Origin of the sequence: Pseudomonas sp. MM211, from assembly GCF_020386635.1 — a bacterium.
Classification (GTDB): domain Bacteria; phylum Pseudomonadota; class Gammaproteobacteria; order Pseudomonadales; family Pseudomonadaceae; genus Aquipseudomonas.
In genome coordinates this window covers 2,748,313-2,764,754 of sequence record NZ_CP081942.1, presented here as the reverse complement: position 1 = coordinate 2,764,754, position 16,442 = coordinate 2,748,313, and the positions used below count along the sequence as shown (strand labels likewise).

Below are 16,442 nucleotides of genomic sequence, written 5' to 3'. Positions count from 1 at the left end.
TCAAACCAGTTTGCCGATCAGCTCACGCGCTTCCTGCTGCTGACCATCGTTACCTTCGGCGATCACTTCATCGAGGATGTCACGGGCACCCTCGGAATCACCCATATCAATGTAGGCGCGCGCCAGATCCAGCTTGGTCGCGGTCTCGTCGGTGCCCGAGAGGAAGTCGAAATCCTCGTCATCGTCGAGCGATGAGGTATCCGCCTGATGGCTTTCCGGCTCAAGCTTGCCTTGCTGCTCCAGGCTCTCAGCCAACTGGTCAAGTTCGGCAGTCACATCATCGAGCTGAGCGGCGAAGCTGGCACCGGTGCCTGGAGCCGGCGCGTCGTCATTGAGCGACAAATCGAAATCTGCAGGCAGGCCAAAGTCATCCTGGTGCTTTTCATCCGGCAGCGACGAGGAGAAATCAGCCAAGCCATCATTGGCTGGCGCCTTGTCAGCGTCATCATCGAGGCTGAGTAGGAAGTCATCACTTTGCGCCGCAGCGGTAGTGGAAGGCGAGTCAAGGTCGAGACTGAAGTCCGCCAACTCACCGCCCAGCTCCTGACGATTATCGGCGTCATCGCCGAGATCCAGATCAAAAGCCACAGTGTCATCCTTGATTGCGACCGGCTGCTTGGGAGCCTGCAGATCCAGATCGGAATCCAGGCTCAGGGTATCAATTTCGTCGAAACGATTGGTGCTCTGGGGCGTAGCCTGCGAGTCAGAGGCGAATTCGGCTTCGAGTGCATCCAAGTCAAGATCGAAAGCGTCATCGGCAGGTTGCGGTGCAGCCGGTTTGACGGGCTCGTCCAACGCCAGATCGTCCAGGCTGAAGGAGTCCAGATCATCGGCAGCAGCCAGCGTAGCAGCACCACCGAGCAGCACCATGGCCGGGTAGCGGCTTTTCAACTGCTCGACTTCGGCGTTGGCACCGCCGATTTCACGCAATTCGTTTTCCTGACGAGCGAAACCTTCGCGGTCACCCAGCTCGGCATAGACCTCCATCAGTTTGAGGCGCAGATCGGTACGATGCGGCTCGTCGTTGATAGCGTTGTGCAGCAACTCGGCGGCCTGATTGAAGCGGCCATAAGCGATATAGATGTCGGCCTCACCCATGGCATCACCGGTTTGCGCGACGACACGATCTTCACCTGCTGGCTGCAGTGGTGCTGCCAGGTCATCAGGCAGGTCATTCAGACTGTCGGCAGGCAGCTCCATGTCGCTATCGAAACGATGGGTATCTTCCTGATACACAGCGAGGCTCTCTTCCTCCTCGGCTTCCTTGCGCGCCTTACGGCGCGACAGGATCAGCAGCACCAGCAGCAGTGCCAGCAGCAAGCTGCCACCGACCAAACCCAGCAGCATCGGATTGGCCAGCAGGTTGTCGAGGGCGCTGTCCTCTTCGACCGGCTCAGGGGCGGGAGCTACCACCTCTGGGGCCTGGGTAACGACAGGAGCGGCTGGTTCGACGGGTGCCGGCGCAGGAGTTACAGCAGGATCTTCGGCTGGTGAAGCGCCATCGGCGGGTACAGCCGGGGCGGCATCGGTACCAGGCTGCGCAGCAGACTCACCGCTCAGCGGGGTCTCGGCTACCGGCCCAGCCGGAACGACCGGTGTTTCAGCCGAAGGCGCGACAGGTGTGGACGCCTCGCTACCTGGCGCACCAGCTGGCGTGTCAGTCGCCTGACCTGCGCTGGCAGGTGCTGCAGTTGCTGCGGCACCAGCACCAGCCACCTGCCCGGCAGGAGCCGACACATCAGCCTGCAACTTGGCCAGTTGGTTATCTTTCAGTTGAATGAGCCGCTGCAGCTTGTCGAGCTGGCTTTGCAGATCAGTCATGCGGTCTTTCAGTTCGTCGTTTTCGCGACGTGTCGAATCCAGACTCTCCTGGGTGACCGCCAGTTGATTGCTCAACGCTGCGCTATTGTTGGATCCGTTTTCGCTACCTGCCGTGGCTTTACCCGCATCAGCAGCCAGTAGTTTGAGCTTATCTTCAGACTGCACTTCGGCAGGCGCAGCACCGGCGCCGGTACGGCGCGTAGCATCGATCTGCCGCGCACCAGCGACTGCAGGGGCGCTTCGCGCCTGGCGCCAGGCACTGTTCTGCTCATTTACCTGGGCCAACGCCTCGGTCTGGCTGCGACGGGCGACTTGCTGCTCGTCCGGCAGACGCAGCACCTGGCCGCTCTTCATGCGGTTGATGTTGCCACCGATGAAGGCATCCGGATTGAGATCCTGAATGGCGAGCATCGCCTGATGGACGCTGCCGTTGCCGCGTACGCGCTGAGCAACTTCCCACAGGGTGTCGTTGGTGTTGGTACGATATTCAGTGCCCTGCTCAGTTGCTGCAGCGCGTGGTGCTGCAGGCGTAGCCGCCGCAGCGGCGCGCGGCGGTGTGACCGAAGCAGGAGCAGCAGGACGTGGTGCCGGAGCGGCGACCGGCAATTGCGGTGCGGCAGCGGCCTGAGGGGAATAAAGAGGCGGATCGAGCAGCAGCGTGTACTCACGCAGCAGACGGCCATTGGGCCACAGCACTTCCACGAGGAAATTCAGGTAGGGCTCGCGAACCGGCTTGGTCGAGGTGACGCGAATCACGCTCTTGCCGTTCGGTTTGACGATCGGCGTGAACTTGAGGTCGGTCAGGAAATACTGGCGATCGACACCGGCCTTGTTGAACTCTTCCGGCGAGGCGAGCGCAGGGCGCATTTCCGCCGCGGAAAGATCGCGCACATCCAGAAGTTCAATTTCTGCCACCAGAGGCTGGTTCAGAGACGACTGAAGCGTCAGCTCGCCGACACCCAACGCATGCGCCATACCGGAAGACAACGCCGTCGCGGCAGCGATAGCCAGTACCAGTTTACGAACCCGAACCATAGCCTTTTCCTTTGTGTTAACTGCTCTCGCACAACGAGAGGGTTGGTGATCGTCGGCTGCCCCTTTACAGGCCCCCCAGCCAACAATCAGCGCGCTCAGTATTTGCCAAGCTCGAATAGATCTTCAAATTTCCGCATAAGTATCTTTTACAGATGGTGTTTTATCAATAACTCGCCCAGTTGCACGGCATTCAAAGCCGCACCTTTTCGCACATTATCAGACGCAATCCACAAAGTGAGTTCGCTGGGGTCGTCCAAACCGCGCCGCACGCGGCCTACGTACACCTCATCCTGGCCGACGGCGTCACCGATAACGGTCGGATAATCCCCCGCGTCGACCAGCTCGATACCGGCTGCCGCATCCAGCGCAGCGATAACCTTATCCAGCTCTACAGGTGTAGATGACTGCACCGTTACGCTCAAGCTGTCGCCAAAGAATACCGGCACCTGGTGACAGCTGACCGCGACACTCAGTGAAGCATCATCGAACAGCGCCTTGATGTCTTCGTTGACGCGGCGCTCGATGCGACCGTGCCCCTCTGCATCCGGCTCGTCGACCTGGGCCAGGACGTTGAAGGCCATCTGCCGATCGAACAGACGCGGCTCGAACGAACGGCCATTGAGCAACTCGGCCGTCTGCCGAGCCAGTTCGGACACCCCCTCCCGGCCACGGCTGGAAACCGCCAGCCCGGCGTTAATCACCAGCCGACGCACCGATACCTGCTCCCTCAATGCGGCAAGCACCAGCGTTACTGCCACGGCTACCGAGGACGGGCTGGTGAGCATGAATGGCGCCTCACGCCCCTCGAGCACAGCGGCATTGACCTCGGGAACGACCCGCGGCGCCTGCTCGTTGGGCAACGCACCGGTCACGTCGATCAGCGAACAGCCTGCCTTGCGCACCGCGTCGACGTGGGCCAGCGTGACGGCCTGATCGGCGGCGAAGAACACCAGCTTCACAGCGCGAAAATCGAAACCGTCCAAGGCACGCACACGCAGATTGCGCCCTTTGTAGGCTAGCGTACGACCTGCAGATTCGCTGCTGGCGAGCAGATGCAAATCACCAACCGGGAAATCCCGCTCTGCGAGAGTTTGCAGCAGGGATTCACCGACGCTGCCGGTGGCGCCGACGATGGCGATATCAAAGGTAGAAGTCATGAGGAGAGGCTGATGCTCGATAGCTGAAACAGACCCGGCACTCTACCGAAAAGCAAAGGGGCGAGCGATGGCAATCGCAAAGCGACCACCATCCACCCGCCCCTTCACGACACACCTGGCAGCGCGCCGTCAGCAGATCAACGCTCCAGCAGGATCCGCAGCATGCGGCGCAGCGGCTCTGCCGCGCCCCACAGCAGCTGGTCGCCCACGGTGAAGGCGCCCAGGTACTGCGAGCCCATATTGAGCTTGCGCAGACGACCCACTGGCACGCTCAGGGTGCCGGTAACGGCGGTCGGGCCGAGATCGCGAATGCTCGCTTCGCGGTGGTTCGGCACCAGTTTGACCCACGGGTTGTGCTGGCTGATCAGGCCTTCGATGTCGGACAGCGGCACGTCCTTGTTCAGCTTGATGGTCAGCGCCTGGCTGTGGCAGCGCATGGCGCCGATACGGACGCAGATACCATCGACCGGGATCGGATTCTTGAAACGACCAAGAATCTTGTTGGTTTCCGCCTGAGCCTTCCATTCTTCGCGGCTCTGCCCATTAGGCAGCTCCTTGTCGATGTAGGGAATCAGGCTGCCGGCCAGCGGCACGCCGAAGTTGTCGACCGGGAACGCATCACCACGCATGGCCTCGGCCACCTTGCGGTCGATGTCGAGGATGGCGCTGGCCGGGTCGGCCAGGTCGTCCGCGACGCTGGCGTTGACCGCGCCCATCTGCTTGATCAGCTCGCGCATGTTCTGCGCGCCGGCACCCGAGGCCGCCTGATAGGTCATGGCGCTCATCCACTCGACCAGGCCGGCTTCGTAGAGCCCGCCCAGGGCCATCAGCATCAGGCTGACGGTGCAGTTACCACCGATGTAGTTGCGCGTGCCCAGGTCGAGCTGATGGTCGATGACCTTGCGGTTGACCGGGTCGAGCACGATCACCGCGTCATCGGCCATGCGCAGCGAGGACGCCGCATCGATCCAGTAGCCTTTCCAGCCAGCTTCGCGCAGCTTGGGGAAAACTTCGTTGGTGTAGTCGCCACCCTGACAGGTGAGAATCACGTCCAGACCTTTCAGCTCATCGATGCTGTAGGCATCCTTGAGCGTCTCGGTTTCCTTGCCGATGGCCGGACCTTGGCCGCCGACATTGGAGGTGGTGAAGAACACCGGCTCGATCAGATCGAAATCCTGTTCTTCCAGCATGCGCTGCATGAGCACGGAACCCACCATGCCACGCCAACCGATCAGACCTACACGTTTCATAACCACTACACCTATATGAACAAACCGCCGGACACTTTCCAGCGGCCTGGAAGATTACAGACTACGCAGCGCTTCGACTACCGCATCACCCATTGCCGCAGTGCCGACCTTGGTCGTACCTGCCGAGTGGATATCGCCGGTACGCAGGCCCTGGTCGAGCACGCGGCTCACGGCCAGCTCGATGGCATCGGCTGCCTGGGTCTGGTTGAAGCTGTAACGCAGCAGCATGGACACCGACAGGATGGTCGCCAACGGGTTGGCAATGCCCTGCCCGGCGATATCCGGCGCCGAACCGTGGCAAGGCTCGTACATGCCCTTGTTGTTGGCATCCAGCGAAGCGGACGGCAGCATGCCGATGGAACCGGTCAGCATCGATGCCTCGTCGGAGAGGATGTCGCCGAACATGTTGTCGGTGACCATCACGTCGAACTGCTTGGGCGCACGCACCAGCTGCATGGCGGCATTGTCGACGTACATGTGGCTCAGCTCGACATCCGGGTAATCCTTGGCCACTTCCTCGACCACGGTGCGCCACAGTTGGCTGGACGCCAGCACGTTGGCCTTGTCCACCGAGCACAGCTTGTTGCCACGCACGCGGGCCATGTCGAAACCGACCTTGGCGATGCGGCGGATCTCGCTTTCGCTGTAGGGCAGCGTGTCATAGGCCATGCGCTCGCCATCATCGAGCACTTTGCTCTCGCGGGGCTGACCGAAGTAGATGCCACCGGTCAGCTCACGCACGATGAGGATGTCCAGGCCAGCGACCACTTCGGGCTTGAGCGAGGAGGCATCGGCCAGTTGCGGATAGAGGATGGCTGGGCGCAGGTTGGCGAACAGGCCCAGTTGCGAACGGATCTTCAGCAGGCCACGTTCCGGGCGAATGGCCGGATCGATCTTGTCCCACTTCGGGCCACCCACGGCGCCGAGCAGCACGGCATCGGCAGCGCGCGCGCGCTCCAGGGTTTCGTCGGCCAGCGGCACGCCGTACTTGTCTACCGCGGCACCACCCAGTTCGTCGAACGACAGCTCGACGTCCAGCGCGAACTTGTCGTTGGCCAGGCGCAGCACCTTGACCGCTTCGGCCATGATTTCAGGGCCGATACCGTCACCGGGGAGAACCAGAATCTGCTTGCTCATCGCTATTTCCTTCACGAAGCTCGAGGCGCATGCGCTAAACGGCAAACGCGACATTTAGAAACCTGAGCGGGCCTGCGCCTATCGCCCTGCCGCGAGGGGCGCCATGTTCGGCGCCTGCGGGGCATGGGTCAATGGGGCGTCAGGCCCGTTCGCTGATAACACGTAACCTTATTTTTCCGCCCAGAGCACCAGCACATCGGTGCTGAACGAGCCATCGGCGGCGACCTCGAAGTACTCGCGCACTTCCTCGCCCATCGCAGCCTGCAAGGCCAGAATGGCCTCACGCATGACCGCCGGAGTGCGCATGCGCTCGACCCACGATGCGAATTCCAAATGCAGACGCTGACGGGTGTGACTGCGCACTTGCAGGCCGGCCTCGCTGATCTGCTGCAGCCATTCAGCCGACGAGTAGTCACGCACGTGACTGGTATCACGCAGCACTTCGACGCTCTGCAGGTAGGTATCCAAAAGTGGCCTGCCCGGCGAGGCGACATCGATGAATGCCGCCACGCCTCCCGGCTTGAGCACCCGGCGCACTTCGCGCAGGGCAACCGCCAGGTCGCTCCAGTGATGCGCCGAGTAACGACTGAACACGAAGTCGAACTCGCCATCGGTAAATGGCAGCGACTCCGCAGCGCCATGCACCGTACGCAGATTGTTCAGGCCGCGCTCGGCGGCAGCCTTGTCGACCACTGCGAGCATCTGCGCAGAGAGGTCATACGCCACCACTTCGCCAACCAGCGGCGCGACCTGAAAGCTGACATGGCCGGCGCCACAACCCAGATCCAGCACGCGAGCATCGCTTCGCCCTGCTACCTCGGCCTGCAACAGAGCGAACTCGCTGCCCTGTGCATGCACGGCGCTATTGAGATAAGCGTTGGCCTGCTCGCCAAACTGGCGCTGCACCACCTGCTCGTGACCTGACATCTATGCTGCTCCTTGAAGACCGCTGGCTTACTTGATCGCGCCGAACAACCAGGGCTGACGCTGCTGATAACCGACTTCGAACGCGCGAATCGCGTCAGCGTCCTGCAGGGTCAGGCCGATGTCATCGAGGCCGTTGAGCAGGCAATGCTTGCGGAAGGCATCGACTTCGAAGCGGTACTGCACGCCATCGGGACGGGTGACGGTCTGCGCCGCGAGGTCGACGGTCAGCTGATAGCCTTCCTGAGCTTCGGCCTGCTCGAACAGCGCATCGACCTCCTCCTCAGCCAGAATGATCGGCAGCAGGCCGTTCTTGAAGCTGTTGTTGAAGAAGATGTCAGCGAAGCTCGGTGCGATCACGGTACGGAAGCCATACTCGTCCAGCGCCCAAGGCGCGTGCTCGCGGCTCGAACCACAGCCGAAGTTCTCGCGGGCCAGCAGCACGCTGGCGCCCTGATAACGCGGGAAATTCAGCACGAAGTCCTTGTTGATCGGCCGGTTGGAGTTGTCCTGATTCGGCTGCCCGACATCCAGATAACGCCACTCGTCGAACAGGTTCGGGCCAAAGCCGGTGCGCTTGATCGACTTGAGAAACTGCTTGGGGATGATCTGGTCGGTGTCGACGTTGGCGCGATCAAGCGGAGCGACCAAGCCGGTGTGTTGAGTGAAAGGTGTCATGTCGTGCTCCTCAGGCCTGGATCAATTCGCGAACGTCGATGAAGCGACCGGTCACCGCCGCAGCGGCAGCCATGGCCGGGCTGACCAGGTGGGTACGGCCACCGGCGCCCTGGCGGCCTTCGAAGTTGCGGTTGGAGGTCGACGCGCAATGCTCGCCGTTGCCGAGTTTGTCCGGGTTCATCGCCAGGCACATGGAGCAGCCTGGCTCACGCCATTCGAAGCCGGCCTCGATGAAGATCTTGTCCAGCCCTTCGCTTTCCGCCTGGGCCTTGACCAGACCGGAGCCCGGAACCACCAGCGCCTGCTTGATAGTGCTGGCGACCTTGCGACCCTTGGCCACTTCAGCGGCGGCACGCAGGTCTTCGATGCGCGAGTTGGTGCAGGAACCGATGAACACGCGATCGAGCTGGATATCGGTGATCGGCTGGTTGGCAGCGAGGCCCATGTACTTGAGGGCGCGGGTGATCGAATCCTTTTTCACCGGGTCGTTTTCACGGGCCGGATCCGGGACGTTCTGATCGACGGCCAGCACCATCTCGGGCGAAGTACCCCAGCTGACCTGCGGCTTGATGTCTTCGGCACGCAGCTCGACCACAGTGTCGAAATGCGCGTCGGCATCGGACACCAAGTCATGCCATACGGCGACCGCCTGCTCCCAGTGCTCGCCTTTCGGCGAAAACGGACGGCCCTTGACGTAGTCCAGAGTCTTTTCATCCACCGCGACCAGACCAACGCGGGCACCGGCTTCGATCGACATGTTGCAGATGGTCATGCGCCCTTCGAGGGACAGCTCACGGATCGCGCTACCAGCGAACTCCAGCGCGTGACCATTACCGCCGGCGGTGCCGATCTTGCCGATCACCGCGAGCACGATGTCCTTGGCGGTGACGCCAAACGGCAGCTTGCCTTCGACCCGCACCTGCATGTTCTTCATTTTCTTGGCGACCAGGCACTGGGTGGCGAGCACGTGCTCGACCTCGGATGTACCAATGCCATGGGCCAGCGCGCCGAATGCGCCATGGGTAGAGGTGTGCGAGTCGCCGCAGACCACGGTCATGCCCGGCAAGGTGGCGCCCTGCTCCGGGCCGACGACGTGAACGATGCCCTGACGCACGTCGTTCATCTTGAATTCAAGAATGCCGAAGTCGTCGCAGTTCTCATCCAGCGTCCTGACCTGAATACGCGAGACTTCATCGGCGATGGCGTCCAGGCCACCGAGACGCTCGACGCGAGTGGTCGGCACGTTGTGGTCGGGGGTGGCGATGTTGGCATCGATGCGCCAGGGTTTGCGCTGGGCCAGACGCAGACCTTCGAAGGCCTGGGGCGACGTCACTTCGTGAAGAATGTGGCGGTCGATGTAGATCAGCGACGAACCGTCGTCGCGTCGCTTCACTTCGTGCATTTCCCACAACTTGTCGTAGAGCGTCTTGCCTGCCATCAGCCTGTCCTCATCGGTCTTTCTATGCCAGGGCAATAGCCCTTTGGCTTATGGGGTAATCCTACGACCCGGCGTCAAATTACTCAAATTCATATTTTTCATCCAAAGCATTCCCTGACAGAATGCGGCGATCCTCGATTCAGCCTCGGAACCCCCAATGGATCTCGCCACCCTCAACGCGTTTATCGCCATCGCCGAACTTGGCAGCTTTTCCGAGGCTGCAGTGCGCCTGCACCTTACCCAGCCCGCAGTGAGCAAGCGCATCGCCAGCCTGGAACAGCAATTACGCGTACGCCTGTTCGACCGCCTGGGTCGCGAAGTGAGCCTGACCGAGGCCGGCCGCGCCCTGCTGCCACGCGCCTACCAGATTCTCAACGTGCTTGAGGACACCCGCCGCGCGCTGACCAACCTCAATGGCGAGATCACTGGCCGCCTGACGCTCGCCACCAGCCACCATATCGGCCTGCACCGCTTGCCGCCGCTGTTGCGCGCCTTCACCCGCGCGCACCCGCAGGTCGCCCTGGACATCCAGTTTCTCGATTCCGAGGTCGCCTACGACGAGGTATTCCATGGCCGCGCCGAGCTGGCGGTCATCACCCTGGCGCCGGACACACGCGAGCCAGTGCGCGCTGTGGCGGTGTGGGACGACCCCCTGGACTTCGTTACCGCACCGGAGCATCCACTGGCGCAGAGCAGCGGCGTGACGCTGGCCGATGTCGCCCTGCACCCGGCGGTGTTTCCCGGTGGCAATACCTTTACTCACCACATCGTGCAGCGCCTGTTCGAAGCCGAAGACCTGACCCCCAATATCGCCATGAGCACCAACTACCTGGAAACCATCAAGATGATGGTGTCCATCGGACTGGCCTGGAGCGTGCTGCCGCGCACCATGCTCGATGAACAGGTCGCGCGCCTGCCTTTGCCGGGCATTCAGCTGTCGCGCCAGCTGGGCTATATCGTGCATACGGAGCGCACGCTGTCCAACGCTGCCAGGGCCTTCATGCAGTTGCTCGACAGCCATCGCGACAGCCTTGCTTTAGCGCCTGGGCAACGGCTAACGTGACACCCATGCAGGCCATTTGCCGCCTGCGTCATGCTGCGCTACGGATAGCCTCTGCGCATGTTCTACCGTTCTTTTTGTAGAGGAAGGGTTATGGGCAACTCCAATGACAAACGCCCGCCATTGCCCTACGTCCCAGCGCTCGACCCAGCCGAATTCGAGAAGACCTGGCACGACTCCCAGCACTTGCTGGCCGCACTCAATGGCGCCAGCCTCGGTGCCTGGTTCTGGAATGTCGACACCGGTGAAGTGAACTGGTCGCGCGGGGCGCAAAAGCTGTTCGGTATCGACCCCAACAGCCCGCTGAGCGCGCCCGTCGATTACATGGCACTGATCCCCGAAGAAGAACGCACTGAAGTGATGCGGATGTTCCAGGCCGTGCTCGACGGCTCGCCTACCGCCGAGCCGATCCGCCATCGCATCCGCTGGCCGGACGGCAGCCTGCGCTGGTTGGAGATCACCGGCAGCCTGCAGGCCGGCGAGGCCGGGCAGCACAAGATGTTCGGGGTGATCCGCGACATCAGCCGCCAGCGCGCTCAGGAGCAGGCCCTGGCCGACAGCCAGGAACGCCTGCGCATGGCCCTCGAGTCGGCGGATCTCGGCACCTGGGACTGGCACATCCCCAGCAATACCATGTTCGCCTCGGCACGGGCGGCGACCTTGCACGGCCTGCCGGCCGAACCGTTCCATGGGGCCTTCCTGGATTTTTTCGCCCATGTCCCCCTGCTTGAGCGTCAGACCATGCGCCAGGCCTACAGGGACTTGCTGCCGAACAGCGGGCAGGATTATCAGGTGACCTATCGCACCGTAGACCCGGACGGGCAGACGCATTATCTGGAGAGCACCGCCAAGCTGCATTGGGACGCCCAGGGCCAGCCCATGCGCATGACCGGCATCCTCATCGACATCAGCGAACGCACCCTGCGCGAGCAACGCCTACAGGCCTCCGAGCACAAATTCGCCACGGTATTCCAGGCCAGCCCGGATCCCATCTGCGTAACGACACTGCCGGAAGGTCGCATTCTGGAGATCAACCCAGCCTTTACCCAAGCATTCGGGTGGCTCTCCGCAGAAATCACCGGGCGCAACATTTTCAAGCTCAAGCCCTGGCAAGCATTGCCCAAGACGTCAGGCCTGCGACAGAAAATCATCAACGGCACGGATCTCACCGACGAGCGCATCGACCTGATCGACCCACAGGGTCGCACCATGACCTGCGTGGTGTCGTGCCGGCGCCTGGAGCTCAGCGGGCAACCCTGCGTACTGAGCAAATTTCGCGACATCACCGAGCAGCAGCGCGCCGAGGCAGCGCTCAAGGCCAGCCAGGAGAAGTTCTCCAAGGCCTTTCACTCCAGCCCGGACGCCATCACCATCACCACCCGTGACAGCGGACGCTATATCGAGGTTAATGACGGTTTCACCCGCCTGACGGGCTACAGCGCAGACGAGGTGATTGGCCAGACGTCTGCGCAAGTGAACATCTGGGCGGACGCCGAACAACGTCGACGCATGCTCGATACGCTGCGCAGTGAAGGGCATATCCAGCGCATGGAAATGCGCGCCCGGGATCGCGACGGCAACGTTGTGGAAGTGGAGGTATCGGTCGAGCAGATCGAACTGGATGGGCAGCCCTGCCTGCTGGTCACCGCTCGCGACATCGGCGAACTCAAGGCTGCCCAGGCGCAGATCCAGCACCTGGCCTACCACGACTCGCTGACCAACCTGCCCAATCGTGCCCTGCTGATGGATCGCCTGACCCAGCAGATCGCCCTGCTGCAACGCCACAGACTACGTGGCGCCCTGCTGTTTCTCGACCTCGATCACTTCAAGCACATCAACGACTCGCTCGGCCACCCGGTTGGCGATGCGGTACTCAAGCTGATCACCGCACGCCTGGAAGCCAGCGTGCGCGAGGAAGACACCGTGGCGCGCCTCGGCGGTGACGAATTCGTGGTACTGCTGACAGGTATCGAAGGCAAGCTCAATCAGGTCATCAGCCATGCCCGTAGCGCTGCCGACAAACTGCGCCAACTGCTGAGCGAACCGATGCTGGTTGACGGCCACCGCCTGCAAGTCACCCCAAGCATCGGCATCGCACTGATCCCGGATCATGGTCAGACCCCAGCCGACCTGCTCAAGCGCGCAGACATCGCCCTGTATCGCGCCAAGGACTCCGGCCGCAATGCCATCCAGCTGTTCCACAGCACCATGCAGCACGCCGCCAGCGAGCGCTTGCGCCTCGAGAACGAGCTGCGCATGGCCCTGGCCCGCGGTGAATTCGAGCTCTATTTCCAACCCCAGGTGGACGCGCGAAAAGACCAGATCATTGGTGCCGAAGCACTGCTGCGCTGGGCGCATCCGACGCTTGGGGAGCAATCACCGGCACTGTTCATCCATGTGCTGGAAGAAAGCGGGCTGATTCTCGAGGTCGGCGCCTGGGTAATGCTCGAGGCCTGCCACGTCTGCGCCCAGTTGCTGGAAGAGCAGATCATCGACGAGAACTTCAGCCTCTGCGTGAACATCAGCACCCGGCAGTTCCGCCAGAACGACTTCGTCGAACGGGTCGAGCATTGCCTGCGCAAGAACAAGCTGCCGCTGGGCATGCTCAAGCTGGAGATCACCGAGGGCATCGTCATTCAGGACATCGACGACACCATCGCCAAGATGAATCGCCTGCGCAAACTGGGCGTAAGCTTCGCCATGGATGATTTCGGCACTGGCTACTCGTCACTCACCTACCTCAAGCGCCTGCCGGTGGACGTGCTGAAGATCGACCAATCGTTCGTGCGCGACGCCACCAGCAACCCCAGCGACGCAGAAATTATCCGTGCCGTGGTGGCGCTTGGCCTGAGCCTGGGCCTGGAGGTCATCGCCGAGGGTGTGGAGCAACAAAGCCAGCTGGACTTTCTGCAAAGCCAGGGCTGCCACTGCTACCAGGGTTACCTGTTCAGCCGGCCGCAGCCACTGAGCGAGTTCCGCGCCCTGCTGGCTCACAGCATGCTGCGCCCGCATTTCGACTGAACTAGAAAAGGCGCCACATGGGCGCCTTTTCTTTCATTGCTGCCGAGCCGACAGATCAGCTTTCCAGCGCTGGGCGCACGGCCCCGATCGGGATGCGCTTGGCTTTGGCCTCCTCCGGAACCAGGCGCTCCAACTCGATATTGAGCAGGCCGTTGACCAAATTGGCGCCTTTGACTTCGATATGGTCAGCCAAGCGGAACGACAGCTTGAAGGAACGCTGGGCAATGCCCTGGTACAGGTAGGTGACGTTCTCACCATTACCCGCGCGCTTGCCCCCGGTTACGGTCAGCACACCGCGCTCGACCTGCAGATCCAGATCTTCATCCTGGAAACCGGCCGCTGCGATGACGATACGGTACTGGTCATCAGCATGCTTTTCGACGTTGTAGGGCGGGTAGCTGCTACCCGTCTCGTTGCGCATCGCCGACTCGAACAGGTCGTTGAAACGGTCGAAGCCAATGGACTGACGAAACAGCGGGGTCATGGAAAATGCGGTGCTCATGTTGAATCTCCTGATTGTTCAGCGAGTGATAAGGTGCGAGACCCGACTTCGGCATCCCGCAGTACTGAAAATGTGGATGGCCGGAAAAATTTCAAGGGCTGAAAAACGGAGTTTTTCGATGAGCAAGGTGATCCTGATTACCGGCGCCAGCCGAGGCATTGGCGCGGCAACCGCTCGGTTGGCCGTGCAGCACGGCTATACGGTGGCGATCAACTATCGCCAACAGGCCAGCGCGGCCGAGGCGCTGGTCGCCGAAATTGCCAGTACTGGCGGCAGAGCCCTGGCGCTACAGGCAGACGTGGCGGATGAAGCGCAGGTGAAACGACTCTTCGCCGAGATCGATGAGCGCCTGGGGCGTCTCGACGTGCTGGTCAACAATGCCGGCATCCTGGAGCAGCAGATGCGCCTGGAAGCGATGAGCCTGGAACGCTGGCAACGGGTCTTCGCCACCAACGTGTTCGGCAGTTTTCTGTGCAACCGCGAGGCGGTGAAGCGCATGTCCACGCGCCAGGGCAGTCGCGGCGGCGCCATCGTCAATGTTTCATCGATCGCCGCCCGCCTGGGCGCCCCGGAGGAATATGTCGATTACGCGGCCGCCAAAGGCGCCGTCGACAGCATGACGATTGGCCTGGCCAAGGAGCTTGCCGCCGATGGCATCCGTGTCAACGCGGTACGTCCCGGCGTGATCGACACCGAGATCCACGCCAGTGGCGGCGAGCCGGAACGTGTCGCCCGCGTTGCCAGGAGCATTCCCCTGGCGCGCGGCGGGCTTGCAGAAGAAGTGGCCGAGGCCATCCTGTGGCTGGCCAGTGAACAGGCCTCCTATACCACCGGCTCTCTGCTCGACGTCAGCGGCGGCCGTTGAACAGCCTGACTAAATCGCCTGGCGCTCCGGCTCGCGCAGCGCAAAGGCGACGCCGAGCAGCGCATCGATGTGCTCGCAGCTGGTTTCACGGCGCAACTGGGCGAACAGCTCCACGGCTTGCGGATAGCTGCGCGTGAGCATGGCCAGCCACTGCTTCAGCCGCCCCGGCGCGTAGCGTGGCGACATCTTGCGCCGCGCTTGCAGCCAGAAGTCGGCCAACAGCGGCTGCAACTCCTCCCAGGTCATCACCCCAGCGTCCTGCCCTGCTCGAGCGGCAGCGATCTGCCGCGCCAGGTCGGGCCGCGCCACCACACCGCGACCAAGCATGATGTCTTCGACGCCGCTCACCTCGCGGCAGCGCCGCCAGTCTTCCAGCGACCAGATATCACCGTTGGCATAAACCGGAACCGCTACCGCCTCCTGGACGCGCGCCACCCACTCCCAGTGGGCCGGAGGCTTATAACCCTCGACCTTGGTACGCGCATGCACGACGATCTGCGACGCGCCGCCTTCGGCGAGTGCCTGGGCACAATCGACGGCCCAGTCCTTGTGATCAAAACCCAAGCGCATCTTGGCCGTGACGGGAATGGCGGCCGGCACGCTGCGGCGTACTTCGCAAAGGATCGCGTGCAGCAGCTCCGGCTCCTTGAGCAGCACCGCCCCGCCCCGCGATTTGTTCACAGTCTTGGCCGGGCAGCCGAAGTTGAGGTCGATCACCGGCGCGCCGAGCTTGCAGGCGTAGGCGGCGTTGTCGCCGAGGCATTGCGGATCGGAGCCAAGCAACTGCACGCGCAGCGGAGTGCCCGCAGCAGTCCTGGCACCCTTGAACAGCTCGGGAGCCAGCTTGCGGTAGGCAGACTTCGGGAGCACGCGGTCATTGACGCGGATGAATTCAGTCACACACCAGTCGATGCCGCCCACCTGAGTCAGCACATCGCGAAGGATTTCATCGACCAATCCTTCCATGGGCGCCAGGGCGATCTGCATAGTGATTCTCTCGAAAAATGACTGAAGCCTGGCAAGCAGAGGCTGTCCGTGACGCCCCGTAAAAACGGCGCGTAGTGTAACGGTGCCCGACCAAGCAGCACAGCCACCGGCGAGCTGAACGTACGCCTGTCGCGCGCAGTCCATTGCAGTACCGATGTATCGCCTGGAGCGACCATGAGCCGACTTCTGCTGACCGGCAGCCTGCTTGCACTGCTATTGCCCGCTGCGCCTGCCGCCTTTGCTGCAACCCCAATCTTCGAGGGCGCGCCGCTTGATCCGGCAACCAGCGCCAAACTTATCGTCAGCCGCGACCGTAACGCCCCCAATGCCTGCGATTTGCAATTGCGCGTGGACGAGCAACTGCTGGTGCCAATACCGGCAGGCGAAAGCGTGACCCTGGATGTACCTAGCGGCGAGCGCAGCATCGTGCTCACGCCTTCGCGGGAGGGCTTCTGCGCAGAGATCGACCTGGTCAGCAGTCAATCAATCCTCCTGCAGCCTGGCGAAGTGCGCCGCTACCAGGCGATCTATGAAGAGCAGAAGCTGTTTCTGGCGCCGCAGCAGTAG

13 protein-coding genes are annotated in these 16,442 nt (G+C 62.2%); 4 read left to right on the top strand and 9 right to left on the bottom strand.

The genetic code is table 11. From position 1 onward, the window contains the following. The 7 genes from K5Q02_RS12670 to leuC all read right to left on the bottom strand — a co-directional run bounded on the left by K5Q02_RS12670 (position 1) and on the right by leuC (position 9,440). On the bottom strand, positions 1–2,856 hold the full coding sequence (locus K5Q02_RS12670) for a FimV/HubP family polar landmark protein (RefSeq protein ID WP_225830978.1): 2,856 nt from the start codon (positions 2,854–2,856) through the stop codon (positions 1–3). A gap of 146 nt (positions 2,857–3,002) precedes the next feature. Then, positions 3,003–4,013: an aspartate-semialdehyde dehydrogenase gene (locus K5Q02_RS12665; protein WP_225830975.1), complete on the bottom strand. Its 1,011-nt coding sequence runs from the start codon at positions 4,011–4,013 to the stop codon at positions 3,003–3,005. 137 nt (positions 4,014–4,150) lie between these two features. Further along, positions 4,151–5,263, bottom strand: a complete 1,113-nt coding sequence (gene asd / locus K5Q02_RS12660) for an aspartate-semialdehyde dehydrogenase (RefSeq protein ID WP_042553066.1) — start codon at positions 5,261–5,263, stop codon at positions 4,151–4,153. Positions 5,264–5,317: 54 nt separating this feature from the next. Then, entirely contained in the window at positions 5,318–6,400 is a 1,083-nt protein-coding gene (gene leuB, locus K5Q02_RS12655) for a 3-isopropylmalate dehydrogenase (protein ID WP_225830973.1), read from the bottom strand. Positions 6,401–6,568: 168 nt separating this feature from the next. After that, complete coding sequence (locus K5Q02_RS12650) at positions 6,569–7,327, bottom strand: class I SAM-dependent methyltransferase (RefSeq protein WP_225830971.1); 759 nt, start codon at positions 7,325–7,327, stop codon at positions 6,569–6,571. 27 nt (positions 7,328–7,354) lie between these two features. Continuing rightward, the gene (leuD, locus tag K5Q02_RS12645) at positions 7,355–8,002 is read right to left on the bottom strand and encodes a 3-isopropylmalate dehydratase small subunit (protein WP_042553069.1); all 648 of its coding nucleotides are present in this window, start codon (positions 8,000–8,002) and stop codon (positions 7,355–7,357) included. A 10-nt stretch (positions 8,003–8,012) separates the two neighbouring features. After that, complete coding sequence (gene leuC, locus K5Q02_RS12640; protein WP_225830969.1) at positions 8,013–9,440, bottom strand: 3-isopropylmalate dehydratase large subunit; 1,428 nt, start codon at positions 9,438–9,440, stop codon at positions 8,013–8,015. Between the two features lie 157 nt (positions 9,441–9,597). On the opposite strand from leuC, the gene K5Q02_RS12635 reads away from it, so the two are divergent. Further along, entirely contained in the window at positions 9,598–10,503 is a 906-nt protein-coding gene (locus K5Q02_RS12635) for a LysR family transcriptional regulator (protein ID WP_225830967.1), read from the top strand. 90 nt (positions 10,504–10,593) lie between these two features. Next, complete coding sequence (locus K5Q02_RS12630) at positions 10,594–13,521, top strand: EAL domain-containing protein (RefSeq protein ID WP_225830965.1); 2,928 nt, start codon at positions 10,594–10,596, stop codon at positions 13,519–13,521. Between the two features lie 55 nt (positions 13,522–13,576). Here K5Q02_RS12630 and K5Q02_RS12625 read toward each other — a convergent pair whose 3' ends face one another. Continuing rightward, positions 13,577–14,023: an Hsp20 family protein gene (locus K5Q02_RS12625; protein WP_225830963.1), complete on the bottom strand. Its 447-nt coding sequence runs from the start codon at positions 14,021–14,023 to the stop codon at positions 13,577–13,579. A gap of 118 nt (positions 14,024–14,141) precedes the next feature. On the opposite strand from K5Q02_RS12625, the gene K5Q02_RS12620 reads away from it, so the two are divergent. Further along, positions 14,142–14,888, top strand: coding sequence for an SDR family oxidoreductase (locus K5Q02_RS12620; RefSeq protein WP_225830961.1), 747 nt, complete (start codon positions 14,142–14,144; stop codon positions 14,886–14,888). Between the two features lie 9 nt (positions 14,889–14,897). Here the strand turns inward: K5Q02_RS12620 and K5Q02_RS12615 are convergent, their stop codons facing one another. Beyond that, on the bottom strand, positions 14,898–15,875 hold the full coding sequence (locus K5Q02_RS12615) for a tRNA dihydrouridine synthase (RefSeq protein WP_225830959.1): 978 nt from the start codon (positions 15,873–15,875) through the stop codon (positions 14,898–14,900). A 174-nt stretch (positions 15,876–16,049) separates the two neighbouring features. Between K5Q02_RS12615 and K5Q02_RS12610 the strand changes: the two genes are divergently transcribed. Beyond that, positions 16,050–16,442: a hypothetical protein gene (locus tag K5Q02_RS12610; RefSeq protein WP_225830957.1), complete on the top strand. Its 393-nt coding sequence runs from the start codon at positions 16,050–16,052 to the stop codon at positions 16,440–16,442.